Genomic DNA, 19353 nt, shown 5'->3' on the forward strand with positions numbered 1-19353 from the left:
TATTCAACAATTTCGGCGCGATATCAGCATATTAGTTGATTTGTCAAGTACTTATATTATAATCATGTTTCCTTTTTTAAGTTTTGCAAAGCAAAAAAAGCCAAGTAAGGAGAAGGAGATCAATGAGTACCGTTCATAATTTACCGAAAGGATCTTTAAAGTCCGTATCTGCGCCGAGGAGCCTGCAGATTAGAAATGATCTGGAGAGCGAATATTCCGATATTTACACTCCCCAGGTTCTCGATGCGTTAAAGGCGCTATCGGTTTTTAACAAAGACCAGAAAATGCTTATGGAAAAAAGGTATGCCAGAAGAGCGCAGCGCTTTCGCAATAAAGAAAGGATACGGTTTCTCAATCCTGAGGATTTTATACCCCGCACAAATATAAAGGTACAGGACGCAAGGGACGGGAAGTTTGTGGGTTCCGACATATCGCATGATCTGGAGAGACAGTGGATTCAGGGCACAGGGCCCGCGGCAAAGCCGAATACTTCTATAGAAAAAAGCATACGCAACGTTGCATACGCGCTATTATCAGGAGCTGACGGATGGATGTTCGACGGAGAGGACGCGCTCGGTCAGATCAATACCATGTCTCTCGATAATCAGCGGAACCTTAAGCTTGCGATTAATAAAGATCCTGTATTCATGGATACGGCGGAGCGGATCTCCAGGGATATGAACGAGTGGGCACAGGGATTTTTCGGACGCGATATAATCACGGACTGGAGGAAGCAGCTCGACTTTACAACTAAAATTTTCCGCGCCCGCGGACTGCATCTTGACGACAGACACATAAGGGATGAGAACGGTATCGCGCTTTCGGCTTCAATTGTCGATGTTGTGCTCTATATAGTTAACAACTACAGGGAGCTTCAGAGTGCGGGTTCTTCCATTGTTCTTTATCTCCCCAAGATTCAGACCGCCGAAGAAGCGGCATTCTGGAACGAACTCCTTACCGCACTTGAAGATCATCTCGATATACCTGTGGGCTCTATAAAGGTCTATGTGCTTATAGAACAGCTCGAAGCTACTTTTCAGCTTATGGAAATACGCGCGGCTCTCGGCAGGCATTTCGTGGGATTCAATACCGGAAGATGGGATTACATCAACAGCGTGTCGGACGCAATGGCCTGGGACGCGACATTTATCAATCCTAATATCGAATCTATTACAATGACTTACGGTTACATGAGAAACTATGAGGACCGTGTGAGGAAAGCGGTGAATACGCCGGGGATTAACAATAATTACGCGCTCTGGCAGGGCGGTATGGAGCCGAATATTCCTGTCGGAACAAAGAAAGGCGTTGAGGAGGGGATGAAGAAGGCCGTGGCAGGCGCTGTAAGGGAGCAGAAAGAGGGAGCAAGCGGAAAGTGGGTCGCTCACTGGAAGATGGTCCATATCGTGAGGCCTGTATGGGAAAAGGTCGGCGAGGCCAACCAGATGGGAAGGAAATTCCTGCCCCTTACCTACACGGACGAGGACGCGGACGGTCTCACGCTGCTTGAGCCGGCGCCGAGGACTGTGCGCGGCGCGAGGAATCTCCTGAGCGTGGGTCTTCAGTACGGAAACGCGTTCGGACAGGGTTTTCAGGCGGCGGCTCTGAAGCCCGCGGATTTCTTCGGGAATGACGACATTCTCTATTTGATGGAGGACGCCGCTACCGGTGAAATAAGGCTCAGTATTCTCTGGGAATGGATACACAAAGAAGCGATACTCAACGAAAACGATAAAGAAACTGGAGTCAAGGCGGGCGATATCTTTACGGTGGATCTTTTCGAGAAGCTTCTCGCCGAGGAATACGACAAACTCCTCAAGGCGAAAGATAAGGACGTTCATGACGATTCCAAGCCGACTACACTCCCCATAGCGCGGGAGATAGTAGAGACTTATGTGCTGGACGATGCGAAGACTCCATGGTACATCGATTTACTTAACATTAATTTAAACAATCATGACCTATCTACGGCGAAAATAAGGATCAGGCAGTACATGGACGCGTTCAAGAAGGACGGGACCAGGATTACCGAAAATCTGGACTTTCTGCCGGACGCGCGTCTTGATAATTTCCTTGAGGACGAGCTCGTATCGTTTGAGAGGGAAGTTCAGGAAACAAAGGATTGGTTTGCAACCTCCAGGTTCAAGGGGATAAGAAGGCTCTACTCCGCGCGTCAGGTTGTACAGCAGCGGGGCACCCTTGAAACCGATTATACGGTGGCCAGAAGGTACTCGGAGGAATTTTATAACCGCCTGAGAGAACTGTACTCCAGGGGCGAGCAGATTACGAGTTTCGGGCCTTATTCTCCGGGGCAGGTAGTTGCGATGAAGCGTATAGGGATAGAGGGTATTTATCTGGGCGGATGGGCGACTTCCGCCAAGGGCTCGACCGACGAAGACCCGGGCTCGGACCTTGCCAGTTATCCACTCAGTCAGGTGCCCGATGAAGCCGCCGTTCTTGTGCGCGCGCTTCTCACCGCTGATAAAAACCAGAAATTCTTCAGATCAAGGATGTCCGACAAGGAAAGAAAGGCTACCCCCAGAGTCGATTACAGACCCTTCATAATAGCCGACGCTGACACCGGACACGGCGGAGACGCCCATGTAAGAAATCTCATAAGACGATTCGTCGAGGCGGGCGTTACCGGATACCACATTGAAGACCAGAAACCCGGAACCAAGAAGTGCGGTCATCAGGGCGGTAAGGTTCTCGTGCCCGTGGACGAGCAGGTGAAGAGACTAAACGCAGCGAGGTTTCAGCTCGATATAATGAAAGTGGCCGGAATAATCGTCGCGAGGACGGATGCAGAAGCTGCGACACTCCTTGACGGAAGAGGGGATGAGCGTGATCATCCGTTTATTCTCGGAGCCACGAATACGGACGTGCCTGGATACAAAAACTGCTATCTGGCAATTCTGAAAAGATTCTTCGACAAGGGAATAACCGATGTAAACGGTTTTATGCTCTACCAGATATCGAATGAGGAATACGAGGAGGCCTATGAGTGGTTCGATAAGGTCGGATTAACGTCCATCATAGACAAGAGCATACAGGCCCTTAAAGAGGGTAAGGAAAGGAGTATTACAAAACCGCTCGATAACGCCGCCACGAAATTTGTGGAGACATGGGAGGTAGAGTCGGGACTAATGACTTACGCTCAGGCTGTGGCGGACGAGATGGAGTTCCAGATAGAAGAGGGCAGAAGCCTTGATATGACAATCGAGAAATGGTTCAATTTTGCAAAACGGTCTTCTTTCCATCATGCCCGGGAGAAGGCGAGATCAATGGGTATAGAAGCTGAATGGGACTGTGAATTATCAAGGACACCCGAGGGTTATTACCAGGTAAAGGGCGGTATAGAGTACGCGATTGCGAAATCCCTCGCGGTGGCCCCCTATGCGGACCTTATTTGGATGGAAACTAAAACGGCCGATTACGAAGAGGCCAAGGAATTTGCCGAAGCCATACACGCCGTTTACCCGGACAAGATGCTGGCATACAACCTTTCGCCTTCATTTAACTGGGATACGACGGGCATGAGCGAGGAGGAGATGAGGGAGTTCCCGAAGGAAATAGGAAAGCTCGGTTTCGTATTCAACTTCATCACTTACGGCGGACATCAGATAGACGGTCTCGCGGCTGAGGAATTCGCAACGGCGCTCAGGCAGGACGGGATGCTCGCGCTCGCAAGGCTTCAGAGGAAATTCAGGCTCCTCGACTCACCCTACAGAACTCCGCAGTCACTGGTCGGCGGCCCCAGACTGGACGGCGCTTTATCCGCTTCCTCCGGACGTACGGCAACTACAAAGGCAATGGGTAAAGGCTCTACGCAGGTGCAGCATCTTGTTGAAACCGAGGTTCCGCCGAGGCTTCTTGAGAATTGGCTCGAATTATGGTCCGAACATTACGGAATTCCCGGACATTTCAGCGTGAAATTAAAGCCGCACACATCGGGCTCGGAGCTGCTTGAGCTTATGGTTATAGACGATCTCGATAATAAAGTGGCGGACGTGATATTTTCCACCATACACGACAGATGGGGTAGTAACTTCATATCCGTCAGGGATCAGAATACGTACGATCTAAAGTTACGTCAGAAACGCTTGATGGCCTTGATTCATCTCTTCCTTATCCATAGGTACAAGGCTGTCTCGGTGCATTATGTGAGTCCTACCGAGGACAACCAGAAGCAGGCGGAAGGGATGAAATCGCTTGGAATTTATGACGAGGTCAACACGGAAATAGGGCATATAATTGTAGCTCGTATTAATATGGAACGTGTTAAGGAGCTGCTCAGCTCAGACCTTGTGGAACTCAAGAAATTTATCGCCAAGAAGTCCAAAGGGAAGGCGTCCAGAAAGAAAACCAAATAATTAGAAAATACCGCTTGCCCGGAGACTTCTTCGGCATATGCCGGGGTCTCCGGAGGGCTTTCTGTGATTTATATCTTTGTAAGAATGATATAGGGGGTTATAATAATCAGGTATGGAAATACTCGCCCCTATGATCTACGCTCTGGGTCTTTTGGTTTTTGTTCTGCTCATTATATTCCGTGCCAGGAAGGAGCAGGATTAGAAAGCTTCAGAAACCCGTATAGTTAAATCCCCCCTTTTTACGATTAATACGATAGCCTCCCCCGTTAGTCTCTTCGCTTTCACATTCACAGGGCGCCGGGTTGAGGTGACGCAAAATAGCGCTAAGGCAATAAGTAGTTTTATTGTTTTCTTCTAAGATGTTTTGATTTGTAGCCCTGTCTTTTACGGGATTTTTTCTTTGAGTAAGACTGGTATGCCAGGGCGCATTCGACAGAGCAGCAGCCCTCAAGCTCATCTCCGCAGCTTTCACATAGAATTACAAGCTCATCACACGGGGGGTATTTGCAGTTAAAGTAACGGTCGCAGCTCGCACCACAGTGAATGCAGGAAGAAATGCATACGCTCCCGGGCTCTATTTCGGAAATAAGCCTCTGGTCGAATACAAAGCACTTTCCCTCCCAAACTGTATTCGGGTATTTCTGGCAAAAATTAATAATCCCGTCTTTTAACTGATAAACTTCGGTAAAGCCCCGGCTTAACATATACGAGGTGGCTTTTTCGCACCTGATGCCGCCTGTACAATAAGTGACGATTTTCTTGTCCTTCTTATGTTTCAAGCTTTCAAGGGCTTGAGGAAATTCCCTGAACGAGTCGATGTCGGGTGTTATGGCATTCTTGAATTTACCAACCTCGGACTCATAGTTGTTTCGCGTATCAAGAATTATGAACTCCTCTCCGTTCTCATATAACTCCAGCAGTTCTTCGGGCGAAATATATTTGCCTCTTTTCCTCATATCGAGGGGCTGCTCCATTCGTATAATCTCCTCCTTCACCCGGACTATCATCTTTTTGAACGGCTGGAATGTTCCCTCCTCTTCCTTGAACGCTATGTCGGAGAACTGCGGAATACCTGACAGGTATTCCTTATATCTCCGGATTTGATCTTCCGATCCTGAAAGCGAGCCGTTTATTCCTTCCTTTGCAACGAGTATTTTCCCGAGCAATCCCAGCCTTTTGCAGAAATCCCTCTGTTCGGATGCAAATTCCTCCGGCTCGTCCATTTCAGTGAATTTGTAAAAGAGAATTATATGAATCTGGCTCATGATTGTTTTTCCTGAAACTTTCTCCCGTGAGAATTAATTCGATTCGCCCGGTTATGAATAAAAGCCCCATTTAATATACCAAAAACCCTGGATTGATAAAGGATTTTTAATATCTCGTATTAATGTGAACATCGGCTCAGTAAGATTAATCTCTGCCGAGCTTACTTTTAAAGGCGGAATTAAAGACTTGGAACTCACATAATAAAAAGAAAGAGGGAACACTCAATGCTGAAAATGTTCCCTCTTGTCTTTAAAGGAGGATGGAGGATGAATTTAAGCAAATTACTTAATTTATGGTAATAATATAAAGCATCATGCTTAAGGTGTCAAGCGAAATTTTCCCTATTCCCATATACAGACTAAATATTCAATTATTTCATCAACTTACACTTATCAAGAAAAAGATTTTTTTCCTCAAGTTAGTTGTGTTTCTATAAACTTCATTGCCTGGGAGCCGCTGACACTGTTTTTTTTAGGTTCTTTTATGAGGTCATCTGCCGGCAAGGAGACGGTTCTATTATTCTAACGCTTGTAATTACCTCCTGCACTTTTTTTCTGTCCGGTATCCGGATTCTTTCCCTATATTGGCATTATTCCCATACAGAATTAATTATTCGCCGGCATGTAACTCGTTCGTCCACTTCCAGTTTTGAATCTCCGGCATATCCTCACCGTGCGCAAGAGCATAGCGTCTATGTTCGTCAAGCTTATCGTTAAAGTGAGTTATGATGTCGCCGGATATTGACTGGAGGCGCCCGACCCTGTGCAGCACTTCTATTGCGAGATGGTAACGGCTCATCGCGTTGCAGGCAACCATGTCGAAAGGAGTGGTTGTTGTGCCTTCCTCCATATAACCGCGTACATGAAAGCGCTCGGGCTCGGGCCTACGGTAGACGAGTTCATGAATAACCCTCGGATAGCCGTGAAAGGCAAACACAACTGGCGCGGTATCGGTAAACAGATCTCTGAATGAAGCCTCGTCGAGCCCGTGCGGGTGGTCTTTGTGAAGATTGAGTGTCATCAAATCGACCACGTTGACCAGGCGGACCCTGAGTTCGGGAAGGTGTTTGCGGAGAAGCCACGCAGCGGCCACGGTCTCAAGCGTGGGCACATCGCCCGCGCATCCCATTATCACATCGGGCTCGGAGCCGCCGTCGTTTGATGCCCATTCCCAGACGGAAGCTCCTTTTGCGCAGTGTTTACGTGCCGAGTCCATGTCAAGCCACTGGAGCTCCGGCTGTTTACCTGCAATGATAAGGTTTATATAGTCCGTTGATCTGAGACAATGGTCCGCTACTGAAAGGAGGCAGTTTGCGTCGGGCGGGAGATAAATTCGCACTACGGAGCTTTTCTTGCTCATAAGCGAGTCGATGAAACCGGGTCCCTGATGGCTGTAACCGTTATGGTCCTGCCGCCATGAGTGAGAAGTCAGGAGGTAGTTAAGTGAGGAGAGGGGCGCACGCCACGGTATTTCTGAGCACATCTTGAGCCATTTGGCATGCTGATTGAGCATAGAGTCAACAATCGTTGCGAATGCCTCGTAGCAGGGAAAGATTCCGTGCCTCCCGGTTAATAAATAACCCTCGAGCCATCCCTGACACATGTGCTCGCTCAGTACTTCCATCACTCGGCCGTCAGGGGCTATATGATCGTCCGTATCGATAATCTTTTCTACTAAGCAGCGGTCTGTTACCTCGAAAACTGCGTTTAGCCTGTTGGATTTCGTTTCATCAGGACAGAAGAGACGGAAATTCTTCTGATCCTCATTCTTTTTGAAAACGTCACGGAGGAATTCGCCGAGCTCGCGAGTGGATTCAGCTGTGAGCGTCCCCGGCTCTTTTATGTCAAGCGCATAATCTGAGAAATCAGGGAGGTCGAGCGCCGCAAGCAGCTTCCCTCCGTTCGCATGGGGGTTCGAGCCCATGCGCCTATCACCGGAAGGGGCCAGTTCCGCAAGGTCCCCGATTATGCGGCCGGATTTATCAAATAGCTTCTCCGGCTCATAGCTCCTCATCCAATCCTCCAAAATCCTCAAGTGCTCCGGGTTCTCCCTTACGTTTGTCACAGGGACCTGATGCGACCGGAACGTTCCCTCAATCTGAAGACCATCGATGGATTCGGGCGCGGTCCAGCCCTTGGGCGTGCGGAGGATAATCATTGGCCAGTCCGGGCGCCGCGTAAACCCCTTTCTCCGGGCGTCTTCCTGAATGCCCTTTATTTCGGCGTATATTGTATCCAGCGTCTTTGCCATACTTTTATGCACTTTATGGGGGTCGTCTCCTTCGACGAAATAGACGGAATATCCGAGGCCGCCGAAGAGTGACCTGAGCTCCTTGTCACCAGTTCTTCCCAGCACCGTCGGGCCCGCTATCTTGTAACCGTTTAGGTGGAGGACAGGGAGTACGGCGCCGTCCCTCGCAGGATTCAGGAATTTGTTCGACTGCCAGCTCGCCGCAAGCGCGCCGGTTTCGGCTTCTCCGTCCCCTACGACGCAGGCTACCAGCAAATCGGGGTTGTCCATAGCGGCACCGAAGGCGTGTGCAAGTGAGTACCCGAGTTCCCCTCCTTCGTTAATGGAGCCCGGAGTCTGCGGTCCCGCGTGGCTCGGCATTCCTCCCGGCCATGAGAACTGTCTAAACAGCCGGAGCATTCCTTCTTCGTCCTGCGTAATGTCGGGATATATTTCGGTGTATGTGCCTTCGAGGTAGGTATTGGCGAACAGGGCGGGACCTCCGTGCCCGGGGCCCGCGATATAAATAATGTTTGCGCCGTAATCCCTGATTATTCTGTTCAGGTGTACGTAAATCAGGTTCAGGCCGGGAACTGTTCCGAAGTGTCCCAATAGTCTGGGCTTAATATGTTCGGCCTTGAGGGGCTCGCGGAGAAGGGGATTTTCTTTAAGATATATCTGCCCGACGGATAAATAATTCGCGGCCTGCCAGTATCTATGAATTTTATCGAGTAATTTTTTAGAGAGAGTAGCCACCGTTTTAACCCCCAAAGTGAAGAGCTTGTTCTAACTGATGCAGTATTAAAATCTAGGATACATACCGTAACCCTAGATTCATAGCTTTTTTTATTACAGCGCGCTTTTCACACGCGGTACTTCATCCGATGATAGAAAATTCTATTGCGGATGACAAACTCCTGTTTCACTTTGACTCTGTGAAACCACCTGTTTTAGTTCAATAATTTATATAGATGAACCCTATATTCGCTCGTCTATTAAAATATTTAAATACGTTTTAGTAAATCTGAGTCTTTCCAGTATTACCTTCTTGAGTCTGGGGGGAGTTTTATAAATGGGACGGTTGTAATCAGGTTATAAAGTGGAACTCGGTCATCTCTGCGCAATGCCGGCTTTTTGAGAAATTTTATTTTCTTCCTGACTGTCACTAACTAACCGGATCGATATAGTTGCGAATACCTATAGCTATAATTTAAGTATTACGAATTAATCTCATAAGTTTAACGTCACGAGGGCTGGTTCATCCTGTTTGTTCAATAGCTGGATCCTAGGCGCATAAGGGACGTCCCGTCATATTATTCTTATAGATTTTGTTACTACTCAGATTTCGTCTATTGTGCCGTACTCGCCTGACTGACGTATGAGTTTTGCTACGAGTCCGGTCCATCCAGTCTGGTGGCTCGCCCCGATACCCGCGCCGTTGTCCCCGTGAAAATATTCGTAGAAGGGTATGCAGGAGTTCCAGTGCGGGTCTGTCTGAAATTTCTCCGTGCCTCCGAAAACGGCCCTTCTTCCGGAGGCGTCCTTTTTGAATATCCTCACCATCCTGTGCGATATCTCCGCGGCCACCTCCCACAGATTCATATAGTTGCCCGAGCCCGTAGGGCACTCGACCTTGAAATTGTCTCCCAGGTAATGGTGGAATTTCTGAAGCGACTCCAAGATGAGGAAGTTCACGGGAAACCACACGGGACCTCTCCAGTTCGAGTTCCCTCCGAAGAGACCGCTTGAAGACTCAGCGGGCTCGTAATTGACGACATGCTCATGGCCGTCAGCCCGGAAGACGTAGGGGTTATCCTTGTAGTATTTCGACAACGCACGGATTCCGTAGGGGCTCAGGAACTCGTTTTCATCGAGCATTCCTCGGAGAATGAGCCTCAGTTTATGCTGATCCACGATCGAGAGAATTCTCCTTTCTCCTATGCCCTTTGTCTTCATGCATGCAACATTGTTTTGAAGGTCCGGCCTGTTCTCGATAAACCATTCCATCCTTCTGCTGAATCCCTTGAGCTTTTCGAGGGCATCGGGTTCGAGTGTCTCTATCGCGTAGAGCGGTATCAGTCCTACCATTGACCTCAGCTTCATCGGGAGATGACCGCCGCCAGGAAGGTGAAGAACGTCGTAGTAGAAATTATCATTCTCATCCCAGAGTCCGTCGTGGCCGCGGTCTGGCTGGTTTATAGCCTTCGCTATGTAGAGGAAATGTTCGTAAAATTTACTGGCTATATCTTCATAACTCGGATTTTCTTTCGCAAGCTCGATAGCGATTGTCAGCATGTTGAGGCAGTACATGCCCATCCAGCTTGTCCCGTCGGCCTGCTCGAGGAAAACTCCGTCAGGAAGTTTTACGTTCCTGTCGAAAACGCCTATATTGTCGAGTCCGAGGAATCCGCCTTCGAATACGTTTTTGCCTTCCTTGTCCTTACGATTGACCCACCATGTGAAATTTAGGAGAAGCTTCTGGAATACCCTTTCCAGAAAGCGTATGTCTTTCCTTCCGTACATCTTTCTCTCGATATTGTATACTCTCCAGGCCGCCCACGCGTGAACAGGAGGGTTCACGTCGCCGAAGGCCCACTCATAAGCCGGTATCTGTCCGTTCGGATGCATGTACCATTCTCTTGTCAGCCGGGTAAGCTGGCGTTTGGCAAAGTCGGGATCAATCATCGCTAGCGGGATTGTATGAAACGCGAGGTCCCAAGCGGCAAACCACGGATACTCCCATTTGTCCGGCATGGAAAGTATGTCGTCGTTATAAAGATGGGTCCATTCGCGGTTTCTTCCGCTCTTGCGCGACTCGGGCGGAGGGGGGAATAGGGAGTCCCCATCCAGCCACTCCTCGACGACGTAGTAATAATACTGTTTCGTCCAGAGCAGGCCGGCGAAAGCCTGCCGCTTTATGGTTTTTAAATCTTCCGGCATCGCATAGGAGCAGATTTTTTTATGAAACTCATCGGCTTCCCTGATTCGCCTGGAAAAAACCGACTCAAAATCCCTTCCGAACGGGGCGGACATATTATGGTCATCGCAAAGCCTGAGCTTCACGGTGCGGGCCTCGCCCCCGGGAATGGCAAGAGCGTAATGAGAAGACATCTTTGTCCCGTTCCCCTTGGGATTTACCGCGCTCTCGTCGCCTTCGACTATGTAACGGTTAATGCCGTCTTTTACATACGGGGAGGGATTTTCGGTGCCGAAAAGCCTCTCAAAATTGCTTTCATTCTCGGTGAATAGAAGGCTTGCCGAGTTGTCGCAGTAAAGCCATCTTTTGCCGAGCGTATGGTGGTCGGCCTCTACCACCTTTATTTCCTCTTCTGATTCCGTGTATCTCATAGAAGGTTTTTGACCCCCGTTCCAGGACCATGTATTCCTGAACCAAAGAGTGGGAAGCAGGTGCAGAACCGCTTCTGAGGGGCCCCGGTTTATGATAGTAATTTTTATTAGAACATCCTCGGGGTTTTTTTTGGCGTACTCGACGAATATATCAAAATAGCGGTTCTCGTCGAATACCCCGGTGTCGATCAGCTCGTATTCCGGTTCAAGACGGGACCTTCTTGTGTTTTCATTGACCAGATCCGAATAGGGGTATGCGTTCTGGGGGTACTTATAAAGACATTTCATATAAGAGTGTGACGGCGTATTGTCAAGGTAATAATAATATTCCTTTACGTCCTCACCGTGGTTGCCCTCATTTCCGGTGAGACCAAAAAGGCGCTCTTTCAAAATCGGATCATGTCCGTTCCACAGCGCGACCGCGAAGCAAAGCCTTTGATGGTTATCTGAAATTCCTGCAATGCCGTCCTCTCCCCATCTGTAGGCGCGCGAGCGGGCATGGTCGTGGGGCAGGTATTCCCAGGCTGTGCCCCCCGGGCTGTAGTCTTCCCTTACGGTTCCCCATTGTCTTTCGCTGAGGTAAGGCCCCCACCTTCTCCAGTATGCCTTTCTTTCCCTATCCTGCTTTAATCGTTTTTCTTCCGTAGTGAGTTTGGCTGGTTTGGTCATCGTAGCGGTAGCACAGGGCTTTTTCTAATATTACCTGTACGAACCGGGTGATTGTTCTCACTCCGGATGGGTTCAGGTATAGCGCTCTTTATTCCTCCTTTTATTTTTTACTGCAATACGCTGTTACGGGGCTCCATGCCAACCGCAATCCGTTTCGCGAGAAACCGATAAAACCGAGGTGCGTTAGCAATCCTGTAATGATATCACCAATAAGGGCAAATATATATCAGAATTGGAAGCCTTATAAAGGGATGGCGGCCCGTGTGGATAAATGGTTTGAATAATGTGCTCCGGCAGAAAGGCGGGTTTCTTTCCTAATATGCGGCCACGAAATAATAAACAGGGAGCACTTCAGCTATTAGAATCTTTATTTTTCTTTTTGCCGCTGCTTACCATCTTTTCTGCCTGAAGCCAGTGTTCGACGTCTTTGCCGTCTATACGTCCGCTTTGCTCGTATAACTCGTAGGCCTTTTTTGCTATTTTGTCATGGATGGATTTATTTGCGGACGCCGATCTTTTCCTCGGGGTTTTAGGCGCTGCCGCTTTTTTAGCCGCTGTCTTTTTAGGCGTTGTTTCTTTATTATTAGTTGCCATATTGCTTTCTCCTTTATCTCTGATTATCAGGAAGAAATAACTGTTTTAATGTAAGAATATATGAAACTATGTCGGCTGTCATCTGTAAATTTTAGGGTTTAGAAATTGCTCTTGGTTAATCAATTTATAGGCGGTTGTTTTATAGAAAAAGCCGGACAGGAATCGGGAGCTAATTTAACTCCTTTACCTGATTGGGGTTGATAATAACTTTTCACTTGCTGTCTCAAAATTCAGAGATGTCTGCGGCTGGTGGGGGGCACGAGCTCTTTAAGGGCGACCAGTATAGTCTTATGAGAGGCGCCGTTCCCGGCCTTCTTATACCAGAGAAAAGGTCGGTCCTGTTATATCTCTTGGAGCAAAAATTTGCGCGATTCCCGTAAGGCCGGGCGTCACGGAATGCCTTATTGAAGATCCTCTTATCTTATTTAGAGGCAGAGGTTAAGCGGCAGCTTCTTTATTATGCAAGAGCAAAAGTTAACTGACGAGAATTATTTTGGGGGAGCCTATTCTTACCTTAATTCCCAGAGGTCATTGCTTTTTGAGGGCGCCAAGCCGGTTCGTGAAAACAGATAATAACGAAGCGTGAGACCGGCGGATAATTCTGTAAAATCCGCGGACCTGTTTATATCACCAAATGCCCCTAAGGCAATATGCGGAGTCAGGAGCTTAAGTGTTTCTATATTAATGTCGAAACCTATGCGGGATGAAGTCTCCCCTTTAAATTCACCGTCTGATTTATCATTTCTGAGCGGCAGAAATGGAGCGTCTTCTGTACGGAAATAGAGATAGCCCACGGTTCCCTGAGCGCTCAGCCAGAACGATTTGTATGACCTGGTTACAATACCGAGGGTAGGGCCTGTCATTATAAATATTTCAGGACTGAAGTATCCTCCGTGACCAAGTGTGAAGAAGTTTGAGTTGCGCTCGAAGTGTTCGCTTGTAAAAAACAAGCCGAGAGATATATCGAATTCGTGTTTGTTAAACGTTCTTCCTGCGGATACGGTTCCGTAAACGGCATTGTTGCCCTTCACATTATTCCCCCAATAGTAATCATAGCCCCCGATTATTGAAAACCAGTAGCGAGGAACAGGGGTGAGGCTAAGCTCGGCTTCCGCTCCCGTTTTGAGCACTCTTCCCCATTCTCTGCTGCCGAACGGATCCTCGAGCCCAACGTAGGACAGAATGGATTCCTTTACCGATTCCTGGTGAATGTTTAAACGCCAGCGGTTCTGCTCTGCCTCGAATGAGAAAGTAGGAAGTGGAAACACGGGGCCGTTAAGCGGCGTAACGCCGAGCCTGGCGCTATAGTTGATATATCCTTCTTTCTCAAAGCTTATTTCCGGAGTAAATACCCGGATCGAGTTGATTAGATCACGCCTCTTCGGACCTCCGTCAGGCGCGGTGCCCACGAACGGGGAAGAAGGAGCGTCGCCGGAATACAGCCAGTGCGGGGCGAATGAAAAGCGGATATCGTTCCCCCATTTGAGCGGATACGAGAATACAGCCGGAAAAGCGAGGTCGTTTAACTCGGAAATACCGGAATCCCCGCTTTTATGTCCGTATGACGGGTTAAACTCAAACGACGGTTTATCGATATTGTGATAGGGAGCTTCCGGGTCGGAATCAATTTGCGAAGCGGTTATAGGCATGCCGCTTGCGGCAAGGTATTTCCCGGCAGCCTTCTTCAATGATTCATCCGAAGTCCTGCCTATTTCGTAACTAAAATTGATAGCCTCCTTACGCTTGCCTAATTGATCGTAAGTGCTGAGGATGGCCTCCGCAATTGTTGAATCCCGTGTTTTTTCGAATAGTGCTATAAATAAAGGAAGCGCTTGGTTGAATTTGTTCCGGTTGTATAAAATCCATGCAAGCATAGTGCGGGCGCCCTGATTCTCCGGATCAATCACGAGCGCTTTTTCTATATACGCCTCAGCCTCGGCATAGTTTTCTTCTTCATAAAGCTTATTGCCTCTTCTAAGATAGATTTTGTTCTCAATTTTTTCTCTCTCCCCGGTTTCTATGCTTGACTGTTCTAATAAGCCCAGGGCCTCATCCTCCTCGTTCAGCTCTATGAGAGCGTATATCAGACCGATTGTAAAATCGCCGTTTGAAGGATCTCTCTCGTGAAGTTTAGAAAATATTTCATAAGCCTCTTCGTAGTTATTCGCATTATAGCTGTGCCATCCCTTTACGAGCAGGGCATCCGGGTCCTGAGGATTAATAAGTAAAATCGCGTCCGCAAGTGTGGTAATTTTCTCTTCGTCATGGGAAATACCGGCGATCCGTTCCTTTAAAACGTCTATTTTCAGCTCATTGACTCGCTGCTTATAATCACCGGGCAAACCGCCCCGCTTCATTTCGGCATCTATCAGTTTATTTATTTCAGAATATTCCAGAAGGGATTTTAATTCGTAGAGGACGCCTACCCTCAAATCCCATTTATTCAGGCATGCCGCAAGCAGGTCGTAGTAGATCTCCCGCGCTTCATCTTTCCTGCCTTGACTATTTAGCATCTCCCCTGCCTTGAAAAATACCCCCGGTTCCATACATTTGTTCAGTCTGTCTTGATACTTTCTGGTGAGACTAATCAGCGCTGCCGTATCATTTGATTTTTCCGCTTTTTTGAACTCATTTGATATGCTGGGATGTAAAGGCTTACGACTTTTACTTTCCTTGATCTTTTTTTCCCACTCTTTCTTTCCCCGATTGCCTAATTTAGATATGTGGAGATTTGCCTTACCGTACTGGTTTTGTTCTATCAAAAGGTTGAGCAGGACGGGCAGAGTTTGCTCAACCAGATACTGTTTCACCAGGAGTTCTTCGAGTATAGAAATTGCCCGTTCTTTTTCGTTGAGTTTAATGTAGCAGTAAGCAAGCCCGAGCCCTGCCTCCAGCGATGTTCCGGGGTGGCTCCCGGCTTGTTTAAAAAATTCTACGGCCTCGTTACACCTTTCTGCCTTATATCCCTTCCAGCCTCTATTCAGGTTTTGCTCGGCATCCGCCCGGGATGCCTTAGCCGGGACGTCTGCATCCCGGAATTGTTCAGGGTTTTTTATCGCCCCCGTTCCCTGCTGCTCCCTTTTCTTGATGTCCAATAGATTAGTCTGCCCCTTTTTTTTATCGGGCTCAGGCTCCTCGCGGACCGTTTCTTCGGGGGATTCGCGCTTCGATCCTCCTGCTTTGATTTCCGCGGGCTGCGGCGCCTGAGACAGCTTCAGGACGCCGGGATTTCTTTTCTCCCAGGATACAGGCTCTTTTGAGACGCCTGGCGGAATCATAAGAACGGTCAGTCCCTCTGCAGCCGGGAGGTACAGGAGTGTGGCGCTGTTGTAACCGGCTTCTTTAAGGGTATTTATGTAAGGGGCGAGCCCTTGTTTGTCGCTCGATTCGCCCGCTCTGAGAGCGTATTCGTCCCCTGATTTTTTAATGGATAAAGTTATGGGGAGCAACCGTGAAACCCGCTCGGCCAGCCTCTTGGCGGATTCCAGATCCGTGAACGATGCAATTTGGATTGTGTAGATATTTTGGGCTTCGGCCAAAGCTGCGGAACTTATTGCTAAGGCCAACAGGAGAACCTGAATAACTTTCAATTGGTGTTTCCCTTAGCCAAGAGATAGAGAGTAAAGGAATAATAATCGTCTTTCTCCTCTTGTAATTTGGCCCTAGCTTCTTCAAACAGTTTGTCGCTTAACGCATCTTCTCCCATAATCCTGGCAACCCTTGCGTAGACGGCGTAAAACCCTGCGGGCGCAGATTTTAGCGAGATGCTGTCATTAACTAGATTCACCCAAAGCGGGATATAGCCGATTTTATCGTAAGTGCTCAAAATTTCCTTTATTCCGGCGGGAAATTCGGGTTTCACTTCAAATGACATGTATAGCGGTATTCTAATCGCCTCGTAGCCGTAGTTCTCACTTCTCTCCGTGTATATGGAGAACCCGGATTTTTTTAAAATTACCCAATCGGCCGGGAGTTGAAGTGTGGAAAATGAAGCTTCGGACAGGATTGAAGAACAGTCTTTGTAGACCTTATCCCAGAAAGGCTTTTTATCCACTTCCGCAAAGGCCCGGAACGCGGGCAGAATGAAATAAGAGGGATTGATCACAAAACCCTCCTCCTTCTTAAATCCATAATAAGCGGGCATGAGAAGAGTACGTCCCTGCCAGTTAAAGGCCAGTTCTTTTCTGATCCTCTCGATTATTTCTAATGCTTCAGCTTTATATTCTTGCTTGTCCCATTTTTTTACAGCCTCGATCAGTGCGAATGCAGCCAAGATATCGCCATCGGTAGCGTTGTTGTAATCAATTACCTCCCACCTTTTATCCGATCTCTTTCCCCAGAGCCACGCCAAGAGACCGTCCTCCCTTACATTAAGGTTGTTTTTAGTCCACACACGGATTTGGTCGAACAATACTTTATCGTCATGCATGACGGCTAAAAGCATTCCATAGCCTTGACCCTCTGAATGAGAAGCGCTTTCCTGATAATAATCGATAACACGCCCGTCCTTACTGATAAAATGTTCTTTATACTGTTCCCATCCGGGTTCTTCCTGGGAGTAGGCATAACCGTAAACAAAAACAGTCAAGAAGCATGATATGGCGTAGAATGTTTTAATCCTCATACCTGTCGCTCCTGATTCTCCTTAATACATAGAACGTGCTGGCGGTCAATATTAACAAGGAAATCGCCAGTAGTGCGAAGAACTTCCATCTGGATGTGTTTATGACTGACTTTACCCGGTTAGCGGTTGACAGCTTGCCTGTATAGTAGCCCCGTCCGACGTCTAGAGACCACACTTTATATCCTTCAGGCGTAAAATCAACAAGAGCGAGATCCCCTCGGGAATCACCCTGGACGGAACTGTCCAGCAGCGCGCTGGTCAACGCTAATAAATCATTGTCCGAAGCCGCGGTAACCAAAAGCACGGAGCGTCCCGGTTGATACGGTGACTCAAATTCCATAATCACTCCCTGGTCGTTTCCCAGGCCTCCGGTCTGTTCGCTGTAAGCTGTTTCTATTACAGATTCGGATTGTAGTTCCGAGGTCCCCGCAGCATAATTTTTAATTTTCCCCCAGGTCGAAACGGACTCGTTCAGGTTAAGGTTGTTAATGACAGGATAAGGGGCGGTTACCATAGGGCCGTACTTTAAAGGAGCTTCCTTTCTTATATTCTCCGGTACGGTTGCTATATCGCCGACGACGATGATTTCACGGTTCCAATCCTTTGGTTCCTCAAATCCTATATCGATATTCAAGAGCGGGTAGCCGATTTTCTGACTCATAAGACCTATAAGATTTAGGGATGAGCTGATTGTTTTGTAATCAGGCCTGGTTATGTACAGAGTTGTCTCCCTGCCGTCCGGCCACCGCGTAAACGGGAATCCGTCTTGAAAGAAAAGCTCTATCCTGGGCAGCTCCACCCAATGAGACAATGAGGGGAATTTGAATGTGGAATCATCGAATATACTTAAAAAGAGATTATCGACTTGAATTAATTCGCATTGACCTGTTACGGATGGGGTGAGCACCGGTTCGAACCTGATGATATTGTCGCCTCTATTGAAAAGATAACTTGGAATCGAGATCTTGTAGTTGCTGAAAACGGCGCCGTTGGGGTTGTCGAGATGTATGGCCGTAACAATTTCATCGTTCAATAAAATGTTTAAAACCGAGTCCGAGCGCATACCGGCTCCGTAGGCTAAATGTAGAGAAATCTCTGCGTATCGGTTTTCTTCAATAAGAAGATCGGTCGGCAGTCGAAATGACAGATCTTTAGTCTGAGGGGAAAAGCCCTTGAAGCTGTGATTGGGGAATCCGAGTGTTTTAAACGCGTAAATACTACCGGGATTGATCATTAGCTTTCCCGAATATGGATGAACTGCGGGCAAAAGAATCTCTTTTATTTCCATCTTATCCGTAGCTGGAAAAGGAAATGAGAGAACTGCTATCGCGGTTACGGCTAACCGGATATCCTCTAAAGTATTCCCTGAAACTATAATAAGCGCCCTGGTATTGTTATCAGTGGATTTATTTCCATCGGACGGAATTTCTCCTTCATCCGCGGGGCCAACCGGATTGTCTTTTTCGGCGGGGTTATGCATTATCCGTATATAAGGGCCATTAATGTTCAAGTTCGTTTTTCCTACAAGGCCCTCCACAAATTCTTTTCTCCCGATTATCACGTTATCGACACCGGGCGTTATCTCGTTTGAAGTGCTGAACTCCACTTTTCTGTAGTCGAATCTGAGCGCTATGCCGGAGGCGACCGTGCTTGCCAACAGGGCGGATTCGGGTGAGTTATATTCCGAAACTATGTTTACTTGTCCATAAGGAAAGGTCTTGGGATCGAATAAAAAGTCGGATATGGAAGATAGCTCCAGGGGAACCGGTTTCAAGTCGTATGTCAGCTCTATGGACGCCTCGTCAAGTTTAAGGGTAGTCCATAGTTCGGGCGCGCAGGGGAACTCGCACTCCAATGTGTAATGCTGGGTTACGTAGAAGGTCAGATCATTGTAGCCCGGGTCCAGTAGATCAGCAGGCAGCTGCACTCTCGCTATACCCTCCGGAGCAAGGGGGTTTAACTCTATCTGAGCAAGAGGATAGCTGTTTAATTTGAGGATTAAACGGGAGTTTTGAGCCAGGAGAGCAGAAGAATTGACGTATCCGAAATCGATGACGGCTGATTTGACCGCCCATCTTTCGGGGATTGGCAACTTGATGTTGAACTCTGCCTCTGAGCACTTAAGGTCCGTTATGCCTACGGGGGCAATTTTATGAAGCGGAATATTGACTGTTTCCGCTCCAGCTCCGGAAGCCGTGTATAGCAGCAAAATGATAGTGAAAAATTGAATAAGGTTTTTTACATTCACAA

The 19353-nt window shown here is 47.9% G+C and carries 8 protein-coding genes; 1 reads left to right on the forward strand and 7 read right to left on the reverse strand.

Features of this window, described 5'->3' with window-relative positions:
- Positions 1 to 122 precede the first annotated feature (122 nt).
- Positions 123 to 4373 carry an isocitrate lyase/phosphoenolpyruvate mutase family protein gene (locus tag RIG61_10560; protein ID MEQ9619602.1) on the forward strand — a complete coding sequence of 1417 codons (4251 nt, stop codon included), beginning with the start codon at positions 123 to 125 and terminating at the stop codon, positions 4371 to 4373.
- A 341-nt stretch (positions 4374 to 4714) separates the two neighbouring features.
- Here the strand turns inward: RIG61_10560 and RIG61_10565 are convergent, their stop codons facing one another.
- From RIG61_10565 to RIG61_10595, 7 genes are all read right to left on the reverse strand, one after another.
- The gene (locus RIG61_10565; GenBank protein MEQ9619603.1) at positions 4715 to 5638 is read right to left on the reverse strand and encodes a rhodanese-related sulfurtransferase; all 924 of its coding nucleotides are present in this window, start codon (positions 5636 to 5638) and stop codon (positions 4715 to 4717) included.
- A gap of 610 nt (positions 5639 to 6248) precedes the next feature.
- Positions 6249 to 8624 carry a phosphoketolase family protein gene (locus RIG61_10570; protein MEQ9619604.1) on the reverse strand — a complete coding sequence of 792 codons (2376 nt, stop codon included), beginning with the start codon at positions 8622 to 8624 and terminating at the stop codon, positions 6249 to 6251.
- A 582-nt stretch (positions 8625 to 9206) separates the two neighbouring features.
- On the reverse strand, positions 9207 to 11885 hold the full coding sequence (locus RIG61_10575) for a glucosidase (GenBank protein ID MEQ9619605.1): 2679 nt from the start codon (positions 11883 to 11885) through the stop codon (positions 9207 to 9209).
- Positions 11886 to 12236: 351 nt separating this feature from the next.
- On the reverse strand, positions 12237 to 12479 hold the full coding sequence (locus RIG61_10580; GenBank protein MEQ9619606.1) for a DUF2934 domain-containing protein: 243 nt from the start codon (positions 12477 to 12479) through the stop codon (positions 12237 to 12239).
- 509 nt (positions 12480 to 12988) lie between these two features.
- Complete coding sequence (locus RIG61_10585) at positions 12989 to 16069, reverse strand: cellulose synthase subunit BcsC-related outer membrane protein (protein MEQ9619607.1); 3081 nt, start codon at positions 16067 to 16069, stop codon at positions 12989 to 12991.
- A complete protein-coding gene (locus RIG61_10590; GenBank protein MEQ9619608.1) occupies positions 16066 to 17103 on the reverse strand; it encodes a glycosyl hydrolase family 8 in 1038 nt (345 codons plus the stop codon). Before RIG61_10590 ends, RIG61_10585 begins: the two co-directional genes overlap by 4 nt.
- Positions 17093 to 19351, reverse strand: a complete 2259-nt coding sequence (locus tag RIG61_10595; GenBank protein MEQ9619609.1) for a cellulose biosynthesis cyclic di-GMP-binding regulatory protein BcsB — start codon at positions 19349 to 19351, stop codon at positions 17093 to 17095. Before RIG61_10595 ends, RIG61_10590 begins: the two co-directional genes overlap by 11 nt.
- Between the last annotated feature and the right edge of the window lie 2 nt (positions 19352 to 19353).

The organism is Deltaproteobacteria bacterium (genome assembly GCA_040223695.1).
Taxonomy (GTDB): domain Bacteria; phylum Desulfobacterota_D; class UBA1144; order Nemesobacterales; family UBA2774; genus JAVKFU01.

Excerpts from the sequence above, each read along its gene's own strand:
- RIG61_10560 (MEQ9619602.1), top strand. The coding sequence starts at position 123 with ATGAGTACCGTTCATAATTTACCGAAAGGATCTTTAAAGTCCGTATCT.
- RIG61_10565 (MEQ9619603.1), bottom strand. The coding sequence starts at position 5,638 with ATGAGCCAGATTCATATAATTCTCTTTTACAAATTCACTGAAATGGAC.
- RIG61_10575 (MEQ9619605.1), bottom strand. The coding sequence starts at position 11,885 with ATGACCAAACCAGCCAAACTCACTACGGAAGAAAAACGATTAAAGCAG.
- RIG61_10580 (MEQ9619606.1), bottom strand. The coding sequence starts at position 12,479 with ATGGCAACTAATAATAAAGAAACAACGCCTAAAAAGACAGCGGCTAAA.
- RIG61_10590 (MEQ9619608.1), bottom strand. The coding sequence starts at position 17,103 with ATGAGGATTAAAACATTCTACGCCATATCATGCTTCTTGACTGTTTTT.